Below are 19,700 nucleotides of genomic sequence, written 5' to 3'. Positions count from 1 at the left end.
TGCCGGCCGTTCGCGTCGCACACGGTTTAACGTGCGTTGAGCGGCTTCGCTTCGCGCGGCGTGTCGCCGATGAACAACTGGCGCGGACGGCCGATCTTCTGTTCCGGATCGGCAATCATTTCGTTCCACTGTGCGATCCAGCCGACCGTGCGTGCCATCGCGAAGATACACGTGAACATCGACGTCGGGATACCCAGCGCGCGCTGGACGATGCCCGAGTAGAAGTCGACGTTCGGGTACAGCTTGCGCGACACGAAGTATTCGTCTTCCAGCGCGATCTTCTCGAGCTGCATCGCGAGCTTGAACAGCGGGTCGTCGTGCAGGCCCAGTTCGTTCAGCACTTCGTAGCACGTTTCGCGCATCAGCTTCGCACGCGGGTCGTAGTTCTTGTACACGCGGTGACCGAAGCCCATCAGCTTCACGCCCGAATTCTTGTCCTTCACCTGCTTGATGAATTCGGGGATGTTGTCCGGCGAACCGATCTGCTCGAGCATGTTCAGCGCGGCTTCGTTCGCACCGCCGTGCGCCGGGCCCCACAGACAGGCGATACCGGCCGCGATACACGCGAACGGGTTCGCGCCCGACGAACCGGCCAGGCGGACCGTCGACGTCGATGCGTTCTGCTCGTGATCGGCGTGCAGAATCAGGATACGGTCGAGCGCGCGGACCAGCACGTCGTTGACCTTGTACTCTTCGCACGGGTTCGAGAACATCATGTGCATGAAGTTCGCGCTGTACGACAGTTCGTTCTTCGGATAGACGAACGGCTGGCCGATGCTGAACTTGTACGCCATCGCGACGAGCGTCGGCAGCTTCGCGATCATGCGGATTGCCGACACTTCGCGGTGACGCGGATCGTTGATGTCGAGCGAGTCGTGATAGAACGCCGACAGCGCGCCGACGGCCGCCACCAGCACCGCCATCGGGTGCGCGTCGCGACGGAAGCCGCGGAAGAAGAAGTGCATCTGCTCGTGCACCATCGTGTGCTTCGTGACGGTGTCGACGAATTCCTTCTTCTGCGCGGCGTTCGGCAGTTCGCCCTTCAGCAGCAGGTAGCAGCTTTCGAGGAAGTCGGCGTTCTGCGCGAGGTTGTCGATCGGGTAGCCGCGGTACAGCAGTTCGCCCTTGTCGCCGTCGATGTACGTGATCGCCGAATTGCACGAAGCCGTCGACATGAAGCCCGGGTCGTACGTGAACTTGCCGGTCTGGCCGTACAGCTTGCGGATGTCGATCACGTCCGGGCCCATCGTGCCCTTGTAGATCGGCAGTTCGACGCTCGGCGAGTTGTCGCTGAACGATAGCGTGGCTTTAACATCAGACGGAGTCATGGCACATCCTCAATCGAAATAAAGAAACGGGATTCGATAACGGGCGGAACGTGATTACACGTTGCGCAGCATCTCCAACAGCCGGTGAACATCCGGGCTGTCTAGGTCGCCTTCTGGTTCCTTGCGCGCGAGGAGCAAGTCCATCAGGTCGTTGTCGCTCAGATCGAGCAGGCGCGACAACGCGCCTACGTCTGCATCGGTGAGGTCATGCTCGTATCTGCCGAAGAAACGCTCGAACACGATGTCGTTCTCCAGCAGACCCCGCCGCGCGCGCCAGCGAAGGCGCGCACGGCGGTGCGGGTCGGATTGATGCGAATCGTCGCTCATCTCAACCTTAAACCGCGCGGCGAACCATCAGTTCCTTGATCTTGCCGATCGCCTTCGTCGGGTTCAGGCCCTTCGGGCAGACGTCGACGCAGTTCATGATCGTGTGGCAACGGAACAGACGGTACGGGTCTTCCAGATTGTCGAGACGCTCGCCGGTGGCCGTGTCGCGGCTGTCCGCGATGAAGCGGTAAGCCTGCAGCAGGCCGGCCGGGCCGACGAACTTGTCCGGGTTCCACCAGAAGCTCGGGCACGACGTCGAGCAGCTCGCGCACAGAATGCACTCGTACACGCCGTCGAGCTCGTCGCGCTCTTCCGGCGACTGCAGGCGTTCCTTCTCCGGCGGCGGTGCGTCGTTGATCAGGTACGGCTTGATCGAGTGGTACTGGTTGAAGAAGTGCGTCATGTCGACGATCAGGTCGCGCACGACGGGCAGGCCCGGCAGCGGGCGCAGCACGATCTTCTGCGGCAGGTCGTTCAGGTTCGTCAGGCACGCGAGACCGTTCTTGCCGTTGATGTTCATCGCGTCCGAGCCGCACACGCCTTCGCGGCAGGAACGGCGGAACGACAGCGTCTCGTCCAGGGCCTTCAGCTTGACCAGTGCGTCGAGCAGCATGCGTTCATGCTGGATCTCGAGCTCGTACGTCTGCATGCGCGGCGCCGCGTCCTTGTCCGGATCGTAGCGGTAGACTTCAAAAATGCGTTTTGCCATTTCGGATTCCTTTGACTCGGCTTAGAACGTGCGCGGCTTCGGCGGCACGGATTCGACCGTCAGCGGCTTCATTTGTACCGGCTTGTAGTCGAGGCGATCGCCTTCGCTGTACCACAGCGTGTGGCGCAGCCAGTTCTCGTCGTCGCGGTGTTCGTAGTCGCTGTGCGCGTGCGCGCCGCGGCTTTCCTTGCGCGCTTCCGCCGACACCATCGTCGCGCGGGCGACTTCGATCAGGTTCTCCAGCTCGAGCGCTTCGACGCGCGCGGTGTTGAACACCTTCGACTTGTCCTTCAGGTGGATGTTTTCCACGCGCGCCTTCAGGCCGGCCATCTGGTCGACGCCTTCCTTCAGCAGTTCCGACGTTCGGAACACGCCTGCGTGCTTCTGCATCGTCGAGCGGATATCGTTCGCGACGTCCTGCGTGTATTCGCCCGACGTCGACTTGTCGAGCTTCGCCAGGCGCGCCAGCGAGAATTCGCCTGCGTCGGCCGGCAGCGGCTTGTGTTCCTTCTGGTTCTTCACGTGCTCGACGATGTGGTTGCCGGCCGCACGGCCGAACACCACGAGGTCCAGCAGCGAGTTCGTGCCGAGGCGGTTCGCGCCGTGCACGGACACGCACGAGCATTCGCCCACTGCGTAGAAGCCGTTGACCGGTTCCTTGTGATCGCGCGACGTGCCGACGACCTGACCGTGGATGTTGGTCGGGATGCCGCCCATCTGGTAGTGGATCGTCGGGACGACCGGGATCGGTTCCTTGATGCAGTCGACGTTCGCGAACTTCAGCGCGATTTCGCGGATCGACGGCAGACGCTTCATGATCGTCTCGGCGCCGATGTGCGACAGGTCGAGCAGCACGTGATCCTTGTTCGGACCGACGCCGCGGCCTTCCTTGATTTCCTGGTCCATCGAACGCGACACGAAGTCACGCGGCGCCAGATCCTTCAGCGTCGGCGCATAGCGCTCCATGAAGCGCTCGCCGTTCGAGTTGCGCAGGATGCCGCCCTCGCCGCGCACGCCTTCGGTGATCAGCACGCCCGCGCCGGCCACGCCGGTCGGGTGGAACTGCCAGAACTCCATGTCCTGCAGCGCGATGCCCGAGCGCGCGGCCATGCCGAGGCCGTCGCCGGTGTTGATGAACGCGTTCGTCGATGCCGCGAAGATCCGGCCTGCGCCGCCCGTCGCGAACAGCGTCGTCTTGCCTTCCATGATGTAGACGTCGCCCGTCTCCATTTCGAGCGCCGTCACGCCGAGCACGTCGCCGTCCGCGTCGCGGATCAGGTCGAGTGCCATCCATTCGACGAAGAACTGCGTCTTCGCCTCGACGTTCTGCTGGTACAGCGTGTGCAGCAGCGCGTGACCGGTACGGTCGGCGGCCGCGCAAGCGCGCTGGACCGGCTTCTCGCCGTAGTTCGCGGTGTGGCCGCCGAACGGGCGCTGGTAGATCGTGCCGTCCGCGTTGCGGTCGAACGGCATGCCGAAGTGCTCGAGCTCGTACACGACGTTCGGCGCTTCACGGCACATGAATTCGATCGCGTCCTGGTCGCCGAGCCAGTCGGAGCCCTTGATCGTGTCGTAGAAGTGGAAGTGCCAGTTGTCTTCGCTCATGTTGCCGAGCGACGCACCGATGCCGCCTTGCGCGGCGACCGTGTGCGAACGCGTCGGGAACACCTTCGACAGCACGCCGACCGACAGGCCCGCGCGCGACAGTTGCAGCGCTGCGCGCAAGCCGGAGCCGCCTGCGCCGACGATCACGACGTCGAACTTGCGGCGCGGGAGGGAAGTTTTGATTGCAGCCATTCTTTACACTCTCCAGAGAATCTGCGCGGCATAGCCCGCACATGCGAGCAGCCAGACGATGGTCAGCGATTGCAGCAGCAGGCGCACACCGACGGGCTTCACGTAGTCCATCCAGATGTCGCGCACGCCGACCCATGCGTGGTAGAAGAGGGAGAGCAGCATCACGAAGGTCGCGAGCTTCATCCATTGCGCGGCGAAGATCGATGCCCAGCCTTCGTACGAGAAATCGTGCGCGCCGAAGAAGAGGACGAGCAGAATGACCGTGTAGACCGCCATGATCGTGGCGGTGACGCGCTGCGCGAGCCAGTCGCGCAGGCCGTAGTGTGCGCCGACGACGAGGCGCTTCGAGCCGATTCGGTTATTGGCTGCCATTTTCTTAGAATGCTCCGAACAGTTTGAGTGCCATGGCGATCGTCAGCGCGATCGAGACGACAAAGACGACGACGGCCGTCCGCTTGCCGCCTTCCTTCGAGACGGCGTCGTGGTTGACGTCCATCAGCAGGTGGCGAATGCCGGCGCAGAAATGGTGGAAGAAGGCCCACGACAACGCGAGGACGATCAGCTTGACGACGATGTTGGAGAGGAAAGCCTTGAAGACTTCGAAGCTGAGCTCGGAGGTGAGGCTCTGGTCGAAGAGGAACAGCAGGAACGGCAGGAACAGGAACAGCAGCGCGCCGCTGATACGATGGAGAATCGACAATGTCGCCGCCAGCGGCATGCGATATTTCAACGTGATGTCGCCGATTCCGATGTTCCGGTATTCCGGCCTCGGCTTTCTTACTGCGTCAGTCATGCTAGACCCCTACTATGTTGTCACACTAATCCGCGATTTTAGCGCCTTTTTATATCGCGCTGCAGCGAAAGTCTGCTCTGGATAATTGCGCGAACAAGAACAAAGGCGGCCCGAAACGTGCTTCGCGAGCGTGGGAAACGCGAATGCACGCGGCTGAGCCGAACGTCGTCAGCTCAAGTCATTTTGATAGTAGTACCCGGTTGTGACATACCAGCCGCGACGCACCTCCACCGGCCGGTCCCCGTACGTATAGGACACGCGCTCGACCGACAGCAGCGGGAAGCCCGCCGGCACGTGCAGCAGGTCGGCCACCGCCGGATCCGCCGCCACCGCGCGGATCTTCTCCGTCGCGCGGATCATCCGCGTACCGAACTCCGTCTCGAACATCGCGTAGAGCGGCCCCTTGTACTCGCTCAACCGCTCGAACGTGAGCCCGCGGAACATCGCGCCCGGCAGCCAGATCTCGTCGAGCACCGTCACTTCGCCGTCGAATTCCAGCAGGCGGCGCACCTGTACGACCGGATCGGCAGGCTTCAGGTCGAGCTGCCGCGCGATCTCGGCCGGCGCGCGCAGGCGCCGGCATTCGAGCAGACGGCTCACGTGCGGGTGCTCGGCGCCGTCGTCGGCCAGCAGACGCAGGAAGCGGAATTGCGCGCGATCCTCGTTGTGCGTTGCAACAAAAGTGCCCTTGCCCTGCCGCCGGACCACGAGGTTCTCGGCGGCCAGCTCGTCGATCGCCTTGCGCACGGTGCCCTGGCTGACCTTGTAGCGGGCCGCGAGCTCCACTTCGCTGGGGATGATCTCACCGGGCTTCCATTCGCCGGATTCGAGACTTTGCGTGATCAGTGACTTGATCTGCTGGTATAACGGGCTGAACGTCGGCGACGCGGACGCCGCGGGCGAGGCTGCGGGATCGCCCGCGCCCGGCTGCCCTGGGCCGCCTGCGCCGGTCTGATTCGCGGTGTTCGCCTGGTTCGATGTCATGGCGCGCATTTCATCACAAACCGCACTTTTTCGTCCACTCAATTTCCGCAAAACATCTGTCTTATATAAGACATATGATACCGTTTGACTTTGCGCGTGACGGCTCCTACACTCCCGGTCGAGCAAGGGTTCGCGGGTGCAACAGCGCGTCCCCGGCTACGTGCCTCGGCCGTCTCCAGGTTCACCGCGTCCGCTATCGCGAGTCCTCCGCCCTGCTTCAATGCAACGCTACGCACAACGCGCATAGAATGGCGTTTTCGCTCGCGTCCAACGCTTCACCCGTCCTGGAGATTTTCAATGGCTAAGCCCGCAAAGCGCGTTGCCGTCACCGGCGCCGCAGGTCAAATCGCTTACTCCCTGCTGTTCCGCATCGCGAACGGCGACCTGCTCGGCAAGGATCAGCCGGTGATCCTGCAACTGCTCGACCTCCCGCAAGCCCAAGCCGCCGTCAAAGGCGTCGTGATGGAACTCGACGACTGCGCGTTCCCGCTGCTCGCGGGCGTCGTGATCACCGACGATCCGAAGGTGGCATTCAAGGATGCAGACGTCGCGCTGCTGGTCGGTGCGCGTCCGCGCTCGAAGGGCATGGAGCGCAAGGACCTGCTGTCGGCGAACGCCGAGATCTTCACGGTTCAGGGCGCTGCGCTGAACGAAGTCGCCAGCCGCGACGTGAAGGTGCTGGTCGTCGGCAACCCGGCGAACACGAACGCGTACATCGCGATGAAGTCGGCGCCGGATCTGCCGAAGAAGAACTTCACGGCCATGCTGCGCCTCGACCACAACCGCGCGCTGTCGCAGCTCGCCGCCAAGTCGGGCAAGCCGGTCGCGTCGATCGAGAAGCTCGCCGTGTGGGGCAACCACTCGCCGACGATGTACCCCGACTTCCGCTTCGCGACCGCCGAAGGCGAATCGCTGCTGAAGCTGATCAACGACGACGTGTGGAACCGCGACACGTTCATCCCGACCGTCGGCAAGCGCGGCGCGGCGATCATCGAAGCGCGCGGCCTGTCGTCGGCCGCGTCGGCAGCCAACGCGGCGATCGACCACGTCCGTGACTGGGTGCTCGGCACGAACGGCAAGTGGGTCACGATGGGCATCCCGTCGGACGGCTCGTACGGCATCCCCGAAGACATCATCTACGGCGTGCCGGTCACCTGCGAAAACGGCGAGTACAAGCGTGTCGAAGGCCTGGAAATCGACGCGTTCTCGCGCGAGAAGATGGACGGCACGCTGGCCGAGCTGCTCGAAGAGCGCGACGGCGTCGCCCACCTGCTGAAGAACTAAGCCTCACGCATCGCGCCGGGCGGCCTTCGGGGCGCCCGGCTTCGGCACGGGCCGGCGCGCCGCCGGCCCTGCCGATCGATCCGATCCGCGCACGTTTTGCCGCCCGCGCCCGCCGCGCGCCGGCCCAGAACCTGCCCGAATCCGATTTTCTCCACGTTGACCCGCTTCCCTGACGTAGACGAGATGGCCGCGCTCACTCCTGCACAAGTGCTGTACGACGGGGCGTCACCGCCCGCGATCCTGCCCTGCTGCGATCACTACGCGGGCAGCGAGAAGCTGATGCGCAAGTCGCTCGCACTACAGGCCGAACTGGGCCCCGTGTTCGACGTCACGTTCGACTGCGAGGATGGCGCGGCCGTCGGCCAGGAAGCCGCGCACGCGGCGCTCGTCGCCGATCTGCTCGGCAGCGCCGAGAACCGCTTCGGCCGCGTCGGCGTCCGCATCCACGACTTTTCCCACCCGCACTGGCGCGACGACGTGCGCATCGTGCTGCGCGCATCCCGCGTACCCGCCTACATCACGCTGCCGAAGGTCGCGAACGCCGCCGACGCGGCCGAAATGACCGCGTTCATCGAAGGCACGCGCCGCGAGCTCGGCATCGCGCAGCCGATCGCGGTCGACGTGCTGGTCGAGACGCACGGCGCGCTCGCGCAGGCGGCCGCCCTCGCCGCGCTGCCGACGGTCGGCACGCTGAGCTTCGGGCTGATGGATTTCGTCTCCGCGCACCACGGCGCGATCCCCGACTCCGCGATGCGCTCGCCCGGCCAGTTCGACCATCCGCTCGTACGCCGCGCGAAGCTGGAAATCGCCTCGGCCTGTCACGCGCACGGCAAGACGCCGTCGCACAACGTGACGACCGAGGTGCGCGACATGGGCGTCGTCGCCGGCGACGCACGCCGCGCGCGCGACGAATTCGCATTCACGCGGATGTGGAGCATCCACCCCGCGCAGATCCGCCCGATCGTCGACGCGTTCGCACCGCGCACCGACGAAGTCACGCTGGCCGCCGAGATCCTGCTGGCCGCGCAGGCCGCCGACTGGGGCCCGACGCGCCACGGTGATACGCTGCACGATCGCGCGAGTTATCGTTATTACTGGTCGGTGCTGCGCCGCGCGCGGGCCACCGGCCAGCCCGTACCGGACGAGGCCGCGCCGCTGTTCGGGCCGGCCGCCGCAGGCGCCGCGCGTTGAGTGTGCGCCGCCGGCCGATACACGAGTTTCATGCATTCGCGGTTTCGCGAACCGGATAGACGTTTGCGAAACGACAAAAAACGTAACGGAGCCCGAAAACCTGATGTATGCGCGGCCAAATAGGTGAAAATAGCGGCCGCTGCGCGCTTTCGGGGCGCGTGCAGTTTCAAACCGGCCGGCGGTTTCGATTGCCGGCCCTTGTCAACTGATTATCGAAAGGTTCTGACTCCATGAAGAAACTCCTGATCGCTACCGCCATCGGCGCCTTGTCCGCCACGATGCTGGTGTCGGCTCCGAGCGCGTTTGCCCAGGGTACGGCCACCACGACCGCGAAGAAGGCCACGGCCAAGCGCCCGGCGCCGGCCAAGCGCATCATCCCGCGCAGCAAGAAGGCGCAGGCACGCGCGGCCGCCAAGGTCGATCCGGTACCGGACGGCGCGGTCAAGTGGTCCTGCAAGGAAGGTCTGTCGTTCGACCTCGCCGGCGACATGAAGCGCGACCAGGTCGTCACGGTTCACTGGGCGAAGAAGAACTACAAGCTGCCGCGTCAGGCCACGACGACGGGCGCCGATACGTTCTACGATCCGGCAGCCGGCTTCAAGCTGGTCGTGATCCCGAGCAAGGCGATGCTGTTCTCCGACGCAAATGGCGGCGAGCGCCTCGCTGACGAATGCGTCACGCCGGAAATGGCACAAGGCGGCGCAGCGCCGACGCAGGCGAACGAACTGAAGCCGGCAACGAACTAAGTACGTTCCTCCCGGCCCCTCGATGTCCGCCCCGGTCTCCAACGCCCGCCCTGCTCCGGATACGGTACTCGTCGACATCGTCGACTACGTGCTGAACCCCGGCATCGACAGCGCGCTCGCGCTGGAGACGGCGCGTCATTGCCTGATCGACACGCTCGGATGCGGACTCGAGGCGCTGTCCTACCCTGCCTGCACCAAGCTGCTCGGCCCGGTCGTGCCCGGCACGATCGTACCGAACGGCGCGAAGGTGCCCGGCACGTCCTTCCAGCTCGATCCCGTCCAGGCCGCGTTCGGCATCGGCGCGATGATCCGCTGGCTGGACTTCAACGACACCTGGCTCGCCGCCGAATGGGGTCATCCGTCCGACAACCTCGGCGGGATCCTGGCGACGGCCGACTGGCTCTCCCGCACGGCCCGCGCGGCCGGCCGGAAGCCGCTCACGATGCGCGACGTGCTGGTCGCAATGATCCAGGCCCACGAGATCCAGGGCTGCCTCGCGCTCGAGAACGCGTTCAACGCGGTCGGGCTCGACCACGTGCTGCTCGTGAAGGTCGCGTCGACGGCCGTCGTCGGCCGGCTGCTCGGGCTCACGCGCGACGAGCTGATCAACGCGGTCTCCCATGCGTTCGTCGACGGGCACGCGCTGCGTACCTACCGCCATGCGCCGAACACCGGTTCGCGCAAATCCTGGGCGGCCGGCGACGCCACGTCCCGCGCGGTGCGCCTCGCGCTGATCGCGAAAACGGGTGAAATGGGCTATCCGTCGGCGCTCACCGCCAAGACCTGGGGCTTCTACGACGTGCTGTTCGACGGCAAGCCGTTCCGCTTCCAGCGCCCGTACGGCACGTACGTGATGGAAAACGTGCTGTTCAAGATTGCGTTCCCCGCCGAATTCCATGCGCAGACGGCCGCCGAGGCCGCGCTGCAACTGCACGCGCAGCTCGCCGCGGCGGGCCGCACGACCGAGGACATCGCGCGGATCACGATCCGCACGCATGCGGCCGCCATCCGCATCATCGACAAGCAGGGCCCGCTCGCCAATCCGGCCGACCGCGACCACTGCATCCAGTACATGGTCGCCGTGCCGCTGCTGTTCGGCCGGCTGACCGCGGCCGACTACGAAGACGCGGCCGCGGCCGACCCGCGCATCGATGCGCTGCGTGCGAAGACCGTGTGCGTCGAGGATCCGCAGTTCACGAAGGATTATCACGATCCGGACAAGCGATCGATCGCGAATGCGCTGACGATCGAGTTCACGGACGGATCGAAGCTTGCCGAAGTGGCGGTCGAGTACCCGCTCGGCCATCGGCGGCGCCGTGCGGACGGCATCCCGCTGCTGGTCGACAAATTCCGCACCAACCTCGCCCGCCGCTTCCCGGCCAAGCAGCAACAAGCGATTCTCGACGTGTCGCTGGACCAGGCAAAGCTCGACGCGATGCCGGTCGATGAGTACGTCGACTTGTATGTGATATAGCCCCCACAGGACACGTTGTTTCCTAGCCTCAAACCCAGGAAAATCACCATGGCCCACAATCTCCACAAGACCCTCAAGGAATTCGACAGCGGTTCCGGCAAAGGCAAGTTCTACTCGCTGCCGCAACTCGGCAAGGAACTGAAGACGAAGATCGAGCGCCTGCCGGTGTCGATCCGCATCGTGCTCGAGTCCGTGCTGCGCAACTACGACGGCAAGAAGATCACCGAAGAGCACATCGAGCAGCTCGCGAACTGGAAGCCGACCGCGAAACGCGTCGACGAGATTCCGTTCGTCGTGTCGCGCGTCGTGCTGCAGGACTTCACGGGCGTGCCGCTGCTGGCCGACATCGCGGCCATGCGCGGCGTCGCCGAGCGCACGGGCAAGAACCCGAAGAAGATCGAGCCGCTGGTGCCGGTCGATCTCGTCGTCGATCACTCGGTCCAGATCGACTACTTCCGCCAGAAGGACGCGCTCGACCTGAACATGAAGCTGGAATTCCAGCGCAACAACGAGCGCTACCAGTTCATGAAGTGGGGCATGCAGGCGTTCGACACGTTCAAGGTCGTGCCGCCGGGCGTCGGCATCGTGCACCAGGTGAACCTCGAATATCTCGCGCGCGGCGTCCACAAGAAGACCGACGGCGCCGATACCGTGTACTACCCGGACACCCTCGTCGGCACGGACAGCCACACGACGATGATCAACGGCATCGGCGTGGTCGGCTGGGGCGTGGGCGGCATCGAGGCGGAAGCCGGCATGCTCGGCCAGCCGGTGTATTTCCTGACGCCGGACGTGGTCGGCGTCGAGCTCAAGGGCAGGCTGCGCGAAGGCGTGACGGCCACCGACCTGGTGCTGACGATCACCGAAATGCTGCGCAAGGAGAAGGTCGTCGGCAAGTTCGTCGAATTCTTCGGCGAAGGCACGCAGTCGCTGTCGCTGCCGGACCGCGCGACGATCGGCAACATGGCGCCGGAATACGGCGCGACGATGGGCTTCTTCCCGGTCGACGAAAAGACGATCGAGTACTTCGAAGGCACGGGCCGCACGAAGGCCGAGATCGCCGCGTTCGAAAACTACTTCAAGGCGCAGAACCTGTTCGGCATCCCGAAGGCCGGCGACATCGACTACACGAAGACGGTGACGCTCGACCTGGCGACGGTCGCCCCGTCGCTGGCCGGCCCGAAGCGCCCGCAGGACCGCATCGAGATCGGCAACGTCAAGTCGACGTTCACCGACCTGTTCTCGAAGCCGGTCGCGGAGAACGGCTTCGCGAAGAAGGCGGAAGACCTGAACACGCAGTACACGACGAGCAACGGCGTCGACGTGAAGAACGGCGACGTGCTGATCGCCGCGATCACGTCGTGCACGAACACGTCGAACCCGAGCGTGCTGCTGGCTGCCGGCCTGCTCGCGAAAAAGGCGGTCGAGGCCGGCCTCACGGTCGATCCGAAGATCAAGACCTCGCTCGCGCCGGGATCGCGCATCGTCACCGAATACCTGACGAAGACGGGCCTGCTGCCCTACCTGTCGAAGCTCGGCTTCGAAGTCGCGGCCTATGGCTGCACGACCTGTATCGGCAACGCGGGCGACCTGACGCCGGAACTGAACGAAGCGATCACGAAGAACGACATCGTCGCGGCGGCCGTGCTGTCGGGCAACCGTAACTTCGAAGCGCGCATTCACCCGAACATCCGCGCGAACTTCCTCGCGTCGCCGCCGCTCGTCGTCGCGTACGCGATCGCCGGCAACATCACGCGCGACCTGATGACCGAGCCGGTCGGCAAGGGCAAGGGCGGCCGCGACATCTACCTCGGCGACATCTGGCCGACGAGCGATGAAATCCACGCGCTGCTCAAGTTCGCGCTCGATCCGAAGAAGTTCGAGGACAACTACTCGAAGCTGACCAAGAAGGGCGACCTCTGGAGCAAGATCGAGGGCGAATCGGGCGAAGTCTACGACTGGCCGAAGTCGACCTACATCGCCGAGCCGCCGTTCTTCGGCAACGACTTCTCGATGGAGCCGGCTGCGTCGATCCCGACGGTCAAGGGCGCGCGTGCGCTCGGCATCTTCGGCGACTCGGTCACGACCGACCACATCAGCCCGGCAGGCTCGATCAAGGAAGATTCGCCGGCCGGCAAGTGGCTGAAGGAAAACGGCGTGCAGAAGGCCGACTTCAACAGCTACGGCTCGCGCCGCGGCAACCACGACGTAATGATGCGCGGCACGTTCGCGAACGTCCGGATCAAGAACCTGATGATCCCGGCGAAGGCCGACGGCACGCGCGTCGAGGGCGGCCTGACGATCCACCAGCCGAGCGGCGAACAGCTGTCGATCTACGACGCAGCGATGAAGTACGTCGACGCCGGCACGCCGACCGTCGTGTTCGCGGGCGAGGAGTACGGCACGGGTTCGTCGCGCGACTGGGCCGCGAAGGGCACGCAGTTGCTCGGCGTGAAGGCCGTGATCGCGCGCAGCTTCGAGCGCATCCACCGCTCGAACCTGGTCGGCATGGGCGTGCTGCCGCTGCAGTTCAAGGGTGCGGACAGCGTCCAGTCGCTCGGCATCACCGGCGAAGAGACGTACGACATCGAAGGCCTCGGCGACGACTTCAAGCCGCAGCAGGACGTCACGCTCGTGATCCATCGCAAGAACGGCGAAACCCAGCGCGTGCCGGTGCTGCTGCGCATCGATACGCCGATCGAAGTCGACTACTACAAGCACGGCGGGATCCTGCCGTTCGTGCTGCGCTCGCTGCTCGCAGCGTAAGCGCGCAGCCGTTGCAGGCGCCGCAGCCGCCTCGCGGGCGATTGCGGCCGATTTGGATGCCCGACCTCGTGTCGGGCTTTTTTTCGCCCGTGCTTTACGTGGCTGTACGCGGCTTTACGCGCCCTTAAGTGCCTTAAGCCGCCTTGTCTGCGCGCGCCTTCGCGCCCGAGCGTCGCGCGTTCTTCTTCAGGTGCGTACGGTTGTATTCGATCGCCGCGCGCACGAGATTCTTCAACGCCCGCTTGTCGAGCTTGTCGCCTTCGAACAGATCGATCGCGCGTCGCGCATTGCCGTCGAGGCCGTCGTTGAACAGCTTGTCCGGATCGGGGAGCTGCGCGCCGTGCATGAACGTCACTTTCACCTTGCCCTTGTGCGCGTTCGCGACCGCGATCGTCCCGTCGCACGACCAGACGGGGCTGCCCATCCATTTCCATTCCTCGACGATGCCCGCTTGCGCCGCGAGGATCGTCTGGCGCACGTCGGCCAAGGTCTTGCCGCGCCAGTCGGCGATGCCCGCGATCAGCGCATCGATGCGCGCCGACGGTGTGAGCTCCGGTGCACTCATGCGCGGGCCTCCGTGCCTTCGTCGGGACGCGACAGCACCTGTGCGAGCGAGTCGAAGAACCGTACCCAGCCGTACTGCGCGCCGCGGTACGCCTGCTCCTGGTCGGGGCGGAAGCCAACCTGTTCCATGCGCAGGTGCGTGCCGGCCGGCGTCGGCGTGAGCGTCCACGTCACGATGCTGTCGAGCCCGTGCGCCGCCCACGTATAGGACAGCGTGCGATGCGGCTCGATCGTGAGGACCGTGCAGTCGACCGAGCCCCAGTCCGCGCGGAAATGGAAGGCATGGCCCGCGACGGGCGCGAAGTCGCTCTTCATGAGCCACACCTCGATCAGGTGCGGTTGCGTGAGCGCGCGCCAGATTTTCTCCGGCGGATGGGGCAGCTCCCGGTCGACGACGACGGAGCGCGTTTCGGTAGTGGCTTGGTTCATTACTGGTCCATCCTTTTGAGCAGATCTTCGAGGGCATCGAACCGGCTCTGCCAGAAGCCTGCCATCTGGCTCGTCCAGTCGATCAACGGGGCCAGCGCTTTCGGCTGCGCGCTGTAGTGCGTCTGCCGGCCTTCGTGACGGTCGTTCACGAGCCCGGCCTGCTTCAGTACGCCAAGGTGTTTCGACACGGCCGGCTGCGAGACGCCCGCATGGGCCGTCAGCGCGGCAACCGTCAGTTCCCCCTCCGCGCACAGCCGCTCGAAAAGCGCGCGGCGCGTGGGATCGGCAAGCGTTCTGAAAAGCGTGTCCTGAGCAGTTTGCATGTCGTCCTTCGATTCATAACCGATCGGTTATGAATCGAAGGATATCCGCTGATCGGCGTACGTCAAGGCGCAATTTCGCGCACCACGCGGATCGATCTCTGCACGACCGCCACGTGCGCCGCATCGGCTCGCGCCGACGCCCGATTCGAGTCTTTCCTCTAATTCACGATTACGACGTGCGATCCGAAAGCCGCCTGCAAGACTGGCCGATGCGCCGTTCCACAGTTCGGGAAACGTTCGGGGTCGGCCGGCTCCGTTCACATCCCTGCGCGAATCGGTTCCTGACGAGTCGCTTCCAATGACCACATAGTGCGATCCGACGTGCAGCCATTGACACGCAAACGCCATGCATCCGCGCGGCGCGCCCGTCCGCGACCGCGCACATTCCGATGCTGCAACGAGCGACGCGTGCGCGGGAGCGACGCGCGTTGCCACGCCTTCGCACCGCGAACCGGTTCCGCTCACCGGCGCCGCCACTCCCGGCGCGCACGGCGCCGCGCATGCACTCATGCGCCCCCGTTGTCAGAACTGACAGCTATGGAAACTGGCAGCTACCCGAACGGCACCGACGCCCTACGCTCGTCACCGCTCGCGGCCCCACAAGGGCCGGGGGTTCCAGTAACGTCGCCTCTCCTAAAAAAGGACTCCCGATGAAAAGGAACGCCTGGTTTGCCCTTCCCCTTCCGTCGCCCCGCCGCCTTGCGTGCGTGGCACCGCTCGTGTTCGCCGCCGCGGCGGCGCACGCGGCGACGGATTGGGTCGATACCCATACGAAGGCCTTTCTGACCGGCCCGCAGTTGATGGCGCGCAGTGCGGCGCCGTCGCTCGAACTCGCGGCCGGCGAGACGACCGACATCGTCGTCAGCCTGAAGCTGCGCAACGCCGCCCAGCTCAAGCAACTGGCGCGCGACGTGAACCGGCCCGGCAGCGCGCATTACCGCCAGTACCTGACGCACGAGCAGTTCCTCGCGAACTACGCGCCGACCGACGCGCAGGTGAAGTCGGTCGTCGACTATCTGCACAAGAGCGGCTTCGTGAACGTCGAAGTCGCGCCGAACCGGCTGCTGGTTTCCGCGCACGGTACGGCTGGCACGGTGAAGACCGCGTTCAACACGTCGCTCGTGCACTTCCAGTACGCGGGCCGCTCGGGCTTCGCCAACACGTCGACCGCGCAGGTGCCGCGTGCACTCGGCGACGTCGTCGGCTCGGTGCTCGGGCTGCAAAGTGTCGCGCGTGCGCGGCCGATGCTGCGCGTCGGCAACGTGGCGAAGCCGCAGGCGCTCGCGGCCGGCACGGCGACGGGCCACTACCCGAAGGAATTCCCGGGCCTCTACAACGCGACCGGCGTGCCGACCGCGGCCGGCGTGACCGTCGGCATCATCACGATCGGCGGCGTATCGCAGACGCTGCAGGACCTGAAGCAGTTCACGTCGAGCAACGGCTACGGCACGGTCGCGACACAGACCGTCAAGACCAACGGCACGGGCGGCAGCTACACCGACGACCAGGACGGCCAGGGCGAATGGGATCTCGACAGCCAGTCGATCGTCGGCTCGGCCGGCGGCCAGGTCGGCAAGCTGGTGTTCTACATGGCGGACCTCAACGCCGCCGGCAACACGGGCCTCACGCAGGCGTTCAACCGCGCGGTGTCGGACAACACCGCGAAGGTGATCAACGTCTCGCTCGGCTGGTGCGAAACCGATGCGAACGCGGACGGCACGCTCGACGCCGAGGAACAGATCTTCACGACGGCGGCCGCGCAGGGCCAGACGTTCTCGGTATCGTCCGGCGACGAAGGCGTGTACGAGTGCAACAACCGCGGCTACCCGGACGGCGCGAACTACACGGTGTCGTGGCCGGCTTCGTCGCCGCACGTGCTCGCGATCGGCGGCACGACGCTCTACACGACGTCGGCCGGCGCGTTCTCGAAGGAGACGGTGTGGAACGAAGGGCTCGATTCGAACGGCAAGCTGTGGGCGACGGGCGGGGGCGTCAGCACGATCCTGCCGGCGCCGGCGTGGCAGTCGGGCAGCAACCGTCAACTGCCGGACGTGTCGTTCGACGCCGCGCAGAGCACGGGCGCGTACATCTACAACTACGGCCAGTTGCAGCAGATCGGCGGCACGAGCCTCGCCGCGCCGATCTTCACGGGCTTCTGGGCGCGGCTGCTCGCGGCGAACGGCACGGGCCTCGGCTTCCCTGCCGGCAACTTCTACGCGGACATTCCGGCGAACCCGTCGCTCGTGCGCTATGACGTCGTGTCGGGAAACAACGGCTATCAGGGGTACGGCTACAACGCAGGCACCGGCTGGGATCCGACGACCGGCTTCGGCAGCCTGAACATCGCGAACCTCAACCAGCTGATCAAGTCCGGCGGGTTCTGAGCGATGCATGAAGACCGGCGCGCGGCGATGGTTGCCGTGCGCCGGCTTGGATCGTGCCGTGCCCTACTCCGTCGCCGGTTCCTTTACGCGCTCCGACACGACCGGTGCGCCGGCCCGATGCGACGGCGCGAACAGCCGCAGCCCGCTCGCGACGCTCGCCGCGCCCGCAAAGCCCGCCCCGAGCATCAACGCAAGCGTCGGCCCGTGGCGCCCCGCGATCCCGAACGACAGTGCAACCAGCGCCGCGCCCGTCGCCTGCCCGATCAGCCGCGCGGTCGCGATGATCCCGCTCGCGCCGCCGCTGCGCTCGGGCGGCGCGCTCGACATCAGCGCTTTCAGGTTCGGCGACTGGAAGAAGCCGAAGCCCGCGCCGCACAGCATCATCCGCCAGCCGATATCGACGACGCCCGGCGACACCGGCAGCGCGGCGAGCGACACCATGCCCGCACTCAGCAACGCCAGGCCGATCGCACCGAGCAGCCCGGGCGGATAACGATCCGACAGCCGCCCCGCGACCGGTGCGGCAAGCGCGACGATCGCCGACCACGGCGTCATCAGGAACCCCGTTTCGACCGCGTTGCGATGCAGGACGGTTTCGAAATAGAACGGCAGCGACACGAATGCGAGCCCCTGCGCGGCGAACGCGCACACGGCGGTCAGCGCGGACAGCGTGAACACGGGCCGACGGAACAGGTCGACCGGCAGCATCGGCGCCGGATGCCCGGCCTGGCGGCGGATCAGCAGCCAGCCGAACGAGAAGGCTATTGCAGCCGCCGCGAACACGACCGTCAGCGGCCCGCGCTGCGCGAATTCGCCGAGCGCGAAGATCAGCGACGCGAACGTGATCACGTTGAACAGCGCCGCAACCGGATCGAACGCATGCTTGCCGCGCGCCGTCTGCGGCAGCGACGGAATCGCCACGGCGAGCGCGCACACGCCGAGCGGCACGTTCACCGCGAACAGCCATGGCCACGCGGCCACCGACAGGATCAGCGACGCGATCGTCGGCCCCACCGCGAACGACACGCCGACGACGAGCGCGTTGAAACCGACGCCGCGCCCGAGCCGGTGCGCGGGAAACAGGCCGCGGATCAGCGCGACGTTGACGCTCATGATCGCGCTCGCGCCGAAGCCCTGCACGATGCGCGCGGCCGTCAGCGTCGGCAGCGTCGACGCGAGCGAACACCCGAGCGACGCCAGCGTGAACACCGCCAGCCCGGCGACATACACGCGCTTGTGGCCGACGATGTCGCCGAGCGACGCGAACGGCAGCAGCGTCGCGACCATCGCGAGCTGGTAGGCGTTGATGATCCACACGGACGCGGCCGGCGACGCATGCAGGTCGGCCGCGATGGCGGGCAGCGCGGTGTTCGCGATCGCGGTGTCGAGCGTCGCGAGCGCGACGGCCAGCAGCACGGCGGACATCGCGCGCCAGTTGACGGCCGGCTCGTGCGCGCCGGCGGGGGAAGCGAATTCGGACAAGATGGGCTCGGCTGACGAGCGACGCGCAGCGTCGCGGATTGAGCGGCGCGGCACCGCATCCTCCGTGCAACGGCAACGGAGCGCGCGGCGCCGCGAGCCGTATTGTTGCAGAGCCGCATCGAACGTGCAGGCGGCCGCCTCGTCAGTCGGCAAAATGAAAGCTTCGCCACGCCGCGCCGGGTGCGCGGCATCGTCGAAGACGCAACGATCGGCGGCCTTACGGCCCGCCGAACGGGGCGGCCGGCGCCGCTATTTACGACACCGCACGCCGCGCATTGCGGCCGCGCAGCCATTCGAGCGCGAGCAGCAGGCTCGTCGAGAAGACGATCAGGATCGTCGCGAGCGCGGCGATCGTCGGGCTGATGTTCTCGCGAATGCCCGTAAACATCTGGCGCGGCAGCGTCGTCTGGTCCGCGCCCGCGAGGAACAGCGTGACGACCACTTCGTCGAACGACGTCGCGAATGCGAACAGCGCGCCCGACATCACGCCCGGCGCGATCACCGGCAGCGTCACGCGGAAGAACGTCGTGACCGGATTCGCGCCGAGCGACAGGCTCGCGCGCACGAGATTCTGGTTGAAGCCCTGCAGCGTCGCGGCCACCGTCGTCACGACGAACGGCACGCCGAGCGCCGCGTGCGCGGCGATCAGCCCCGTGTACGTATTCGCGAGCCCGAGCGGCGCGAAGAACAGGTACATGCCGACACCGACCACGACGACCGGCACGATCATCGGCGACAGCAGCACGGCCATCAGCAGCCCCTTGCCGCGGAAGTCGGCCTTCGTCAGGCCGATGGCCGCGAGCGTGCCGAGCACGGTCGCGACGACGGTCGCCGACGGCGCGACGATGAAGCTGTTCTTCGCGGCCATCCGCCACTCGTCCGATGCGATCAGGTTCTCGTACCAGCGTGTGGAGAAACCCGGAATCGGATAGACGAGGAACGTGCTCGACGAGAACGACAGCGGCACGATCGCGAGCACCGGCAGGATCAGGTACAGCAGCGTCAGCACGACGAGCACGCGCAACGCGACGTACCACGCGCGCTCGACGAACGACATGTGCGGCGCGAACAGCGGCCTGGCGAGTTTCATGGTGGGCATCCCCTTCCCGTTTCCCTGTG

The 19,700-nt window shown here is 65.8% G+C and carries 18 protein-coding genes; 6 read left to right on the top strand and 12 right to left on the bottom strand.

What is annotated here, in order from left to right; translation table 11 throughout:
- Positions 1 to 26: 26 nt before the first annotated feature.
- The 7 genes from gltA to WS89_RS24025 all read right to left on the bottom strand — a co-directional run bounded on the left by gltA (position 27) and on the right by WS89_RS24025 (position 5,947).
- Entirely contained in the window at positions 27 to 1,328 is a 1,302-nt protein-coding gene (gltA, locus tag WS89_RS24055; RefSeq protein WP_034205185.1) for a citrate synthase, read from the bottom strand.
- Positions 1,329 to 1,382: 54 nt separating this feature from the next.
- Positions 1,383 to 1,655 carry an FAD assembly factor SdhE gene (locus tag WS89_RS24050; RefSeq protein ID WP_034205186.1) on the bottom strand — a complete coding sequence of 91 codons (273 nt, stop codon included), beginning with the start codon at positions 1,653 to 1,655 and terminating at the stop codon, positions 1,383 to 1,385.
- Positions 1,656 to 1,662: 7 nt separating this feature from the next.
- Entirely contained in the window at positions 1,663 to 2,364 is a 702-nt protein-coding gene (locus tag WS89_RS24045) for a succinate dehydrogenase iron-sulfur subunit (protein WP_006479352.1), read from the bottom strand.
- Positions 2,365 to 2,385: 21 nt separating this feature from the next.
- Positions 2,386 to 4,161 carry a succinate dehydrogenase flavoprotein subunit gene (gene sdhA, locus WS89_RS24040; RefSeq protein ID WP_034205187.1) on the bottom strand — a complete coding sequence of 592 codons (1,776 nt, stop codon included), beginning with the start codon at positions 4,159 to 4,161 and terminating at the stop codon, positions 2,386 to 2,388.
- 3 nt (positions 4,162 to 4,164) lie between these two features.
- A complete protein-coding gene (sdhD, locus tag WS89_RS24035; RefSeq protein ID WP_006487767.1) occupies positions 4,165 to 4,533 on the bottom strand; it encodes a succinate dehydrogenase, hydrophobic membrane anchor protein in 369 nt (122 codons plus the stop codon).
- 4 nt (positions 4,534 to 4,537) lie between these two features.
- Positions 4,538 to 4,954 carry a succinate dehydrogenase, cytochrome b556 subunit gene (gene sdhC, locus WS89_RS24030; RefSeq protein WP_034205188.1) on the bottom strand — a complete coding sequence of 139 codons (417 nt, stop codon included), beginning with the start codon at positions 4,952 to 4,954 and terminating at the stop codon, positions 4,538 to 4,540.
- A 168-nt stretch (positions 4,955 to 5,122) separates the two neighbouring features.
- Positions 5,123 to 5,947, bottom strand: coding sequence for a GntR family transcriptional regulator (locus WS89_RS24025; RefSeq protein WP_082741959.1), 825 nt, complete (start codon positions 5,945 to 5,947; stop codon positions 5,123 to 5,125).
- 288 nt (positions 5,948 to 6,235) lie between these two features.
- Between WS89_RS24025 and WS89_RS24020 the strand changes: the two genes are divergently transcribed.
- From WS89_RS24020 to acnA, 5 genes are all read left to right on the top strand, one after another.
- Positions 6,236 to 7,222 (top strand): malate dehydrogenase, encoded by a 987-nt coding sequence (locus tag WS89_RS24020; protein ID WP_006487742.1) that lies wholly within the window; start codon positions 6,236 to 6,238, stop codon positions 7,220 to 7,222.
- A gap of 183 nt (positions 7,223 to 7,405) precedes the next feature.
- Positions 7,406 to 8,413, top strand: a complete 1,008-nt coding sequence (locus tag WS89_RS24015; protein WP_059793938.1) for an HpcH/HpaI aldolase/citrate lyase family protein — start codon at positions 7,406 to 7,408, stop codon at positions 8,411 to 8,413.
- 230 nt (positions 8,414 to 8,643) lie between these two features.
- Complete coding sequence (locus WS89_RS24010; protein ID WP_059501164.1) at positions 8,644 to 9,159, top strand: hypothetical protein; 516 nt, start codon at positions 8,644 to 8,646, stop codon at positions 9,157 to 9,159.
- 22 nt (positions 9,160 to 9,181) lie between these two features.
- Positions 9,182 to 10,633 (top strand): bifunctional 2-methylcitrate dehydratase/aconitate hydratase, encoded by a 1,452-nt coding sequence (locus tag WS89_RS24005; RefSeq protein WP_059793936.1) that lies wholly within the window; start codon positions 9,182 to 9,184, stop codon positions 10,631 to 10,633.
- 48 nt (positions 10,634 to 10,681) lie between these two features.
- On the top strand, positions 10,682 to 13,399 hold the full coding sequence (gene acnA, locus WS89_RS24000; protein WP_059501166.1) for an aconitate hydratase AcnA: 2,718 nt from the start codon (positions 10,682 to 10,684) through the stop codon (positions 13,397 to 13,399).
- Positions 13,400 to 13,532: 133 nt separating this feature from the next.
- Here acnA and WS89_RS23995 read toward each other — a convergent pair whose 3' ends face one another.
- Genes WS89_RS23995 through WS89_RS23985 form a run of 3 tightly spaced genes read right to left on the bottom strand, consistent with a single transcriptional unit; the run spans position 13,533 to position 14,715 of the window.
- On the bottom strand, positions 13,533 to 13,964 hold the full coding sequence (locus tag WS89_RS23995) for a DUF1801 domain-containing protein (RefSeq protein ID WP_059793934.1): 432 nt from the start codon (positions 13,962 to 13,964) through the stop codon (positions 13,533 to 13,535).
- Entirely contained in the window at positions 13,961 to 14,392 is a 432-nt protein-coding gene (locus tag WS89_RS23990; RefSeq protein WP_059501168.1) for an SRPBCC family protein, read from the bottom strand. Before WS89_RS23990 ends, WS89_RS23995 begins: the two co-directional genes overlap by 4 nt.
- Entirely contained in the window at positions 14,392 to 14,715 is a 324-nt protein-coding gene (locus WS89_RS23985; RefSeq protein WP_059501169.1) for an ArsR/SmtB family transcription factor, read from the bottom strand. Before WS89_RS23985 ends, WS89_RS23990 begins: the two co-directional genes overlap by 1 nt.
- Positions 14,716 to 15,365: 650 nt before the next feature.
- Between WS89_RS23985 and WS89_RS23980 the strand changes: the two genes are divergently transcribed.
- Positions 15,366 to 17,099 (top strand): S53 family peptidase, encoded by a 1,734-nt coding sequence (locus WS89_RS23980; protein WP_059793932.1) that lies wholly within the window; start codon positions 15,366 to 15,368, stop codon positions 17,097 to 17,099.
- 63 nt (positions 17,100 to 17,162) lie between these two features.
- Here the strand turns inward: WS89_RS23980 and WS89_RS23975 are convergent, their stop codons facing one another.
- Both WS89_RS23975 and WS89_RS23970 read right to left on the bottom strand, forming a co-directional pair.
- The gene (locus WS89_RS23975) at positions 17,163 to 18,581 is read right to left on the bottom strand and encodes an MFS transporter (RefSeq protein ID WP_082741958.1); all 1,419 of its coding nucleotides are present in this window, start codon (positions 18,579 to 18,581) and stop codon (positions 17,163 to 17,165) included.
- 253 nt (positions 18,582 to 18,834) lie between these two features.
- A complete protein-coding gene (locus tag WS89_RS23970) occupies positions 18,835 to 19,671 on the bottom strand; it encodes an ABC transporter permease (RefSeq protein ID WP_027782591.1) in 837 nt (278 codons plus the stop codon).
- Positions 19,672 to 19,700 lie beyond the last annotated feature (29 nt).

The organism is Burkholderia sp. MSMB1072, assembly GCF_001524725.1.
Classification (GTDB): domain Bacteria; phylum Pseudomonadota; class Gammaproteobacteria; order Burkholderiales; family Burkholderiaceae; genus Burkholderia.
This window is presented reverse-complemented; position numbering and strand designations above follow the sequence as displayed.

Coding starts and splice junctions, on each gene's coding strand:
- WS89_RS24005 (WP_059793936.1), top strand. CDS start 9,182: ATGTCCGCCCCGGTCTCCAACGCCCGCCCTGCTCCGGATACGGTACTC.
- WS89_RS23990 (WP_059501168.1), bottom strand. CDS start 14,392: ATGAACCAAGCCACTACCGAAACGCGCTCCGTCGTCGTCGACCGGGAG.
- WS89_RS23985 (WP_059501169.1), bottom strand. CDS start 14,715: ATGCAAACTGCTCAGGACACGCTTTTCAGAACGCTTGCCGATCCCACG.
- acnA (WP_059501166.1), top strand. CDS start 10,682: ATGGCCCACAATCTCCACAAGACCCTCAAGGAATTCGACAGCGGTTCC.
- sdhA (WP_034205187.1), bottom strand. CDS start 4,161: ATGGCTGCAATCAAAACTTCCCTCCCGCGCCGCAAGTTCGACGTCGTG.
- WS89_RS24050 (WP_034205186.1), bottom strand. CDS start 1,655: ATGAGCGACGATTCGCATCAATCCGACCCGCACCGCCGTGCGCGCCTT.
- WS89_RS24015 (WP_059793938.1), top strand. CDS start 7,406: ATGGCCGCGCTCACTCCTGCACAAGTGCTGTACGACGGGGCGTCACCG.
- sdhD (WP_006487767.1), bottom strand. CDS start 4,533: ATGGCAGCCAATAACCGAATCGGCTCGAAGCGCCTCGTCGTCGGCGCA.
- WS89_RS24020 (WP_006487742.1), top strand. CDS start 6,236: ATGGCTAAGCCCGCAAAGCGCGTTGCCGTCACCGGCGCCGCAGGTCAA.
- WS89_RS24010 (WP_059501164.1), top strand. CDS start 8,644: ATGAAGAAACTCCTGATCGCTACCGCCATCGGCGCCTTGTCCGCCACG.
- gltA (WP_034205185.1), bottom strand. CDS start 1,328: ATGACTCCGTCTGATGTTAAAGCCACGCTATCGTTCAGCGACAACTCG.
- WS89_RS23995 (WP_059793934.1), bottom strand. CDS start 13,964: ATGAGTGCACCGGAGCTCACACCGTCGGCGCGCATCGATGCGCTGATC.
- sdhC (WP_034205188.1), bottom strand. CDS start 4,954: ATGACTGACGCAGTAAGAAAGCCGAGGCCGGAATACCGGAACATCGGA.
- WS89_RS24045 (WP_006479352.1), bottom strand. CDS start 2,364: ATGGCAAAACGCATTTTTGAAGTCTACCGCTACGATCCGGACAAGGAC.
- WS89_RS23970 (WP_027782591.1), bottom strand. CDS start 19,671: ATGAAACTCGCCAGGCCGCTGTTCGCGCCGCACATGTCGTTCGTCGAG.
- WS89_RS24025 (WP_082741959.1), bottom strand. CDS start 5,947: ATGCGCGCCATGACATCGAACCAGGCGAACACCGCGAATCAGACCGGC.
- WS89_RS23980 (WP_059793932.1), top strand. CDS start 15,366: ATGAAAAGGAACGCCTGGTTTGCCCTTCCCCTTCCGTCGCCCCGCCGC.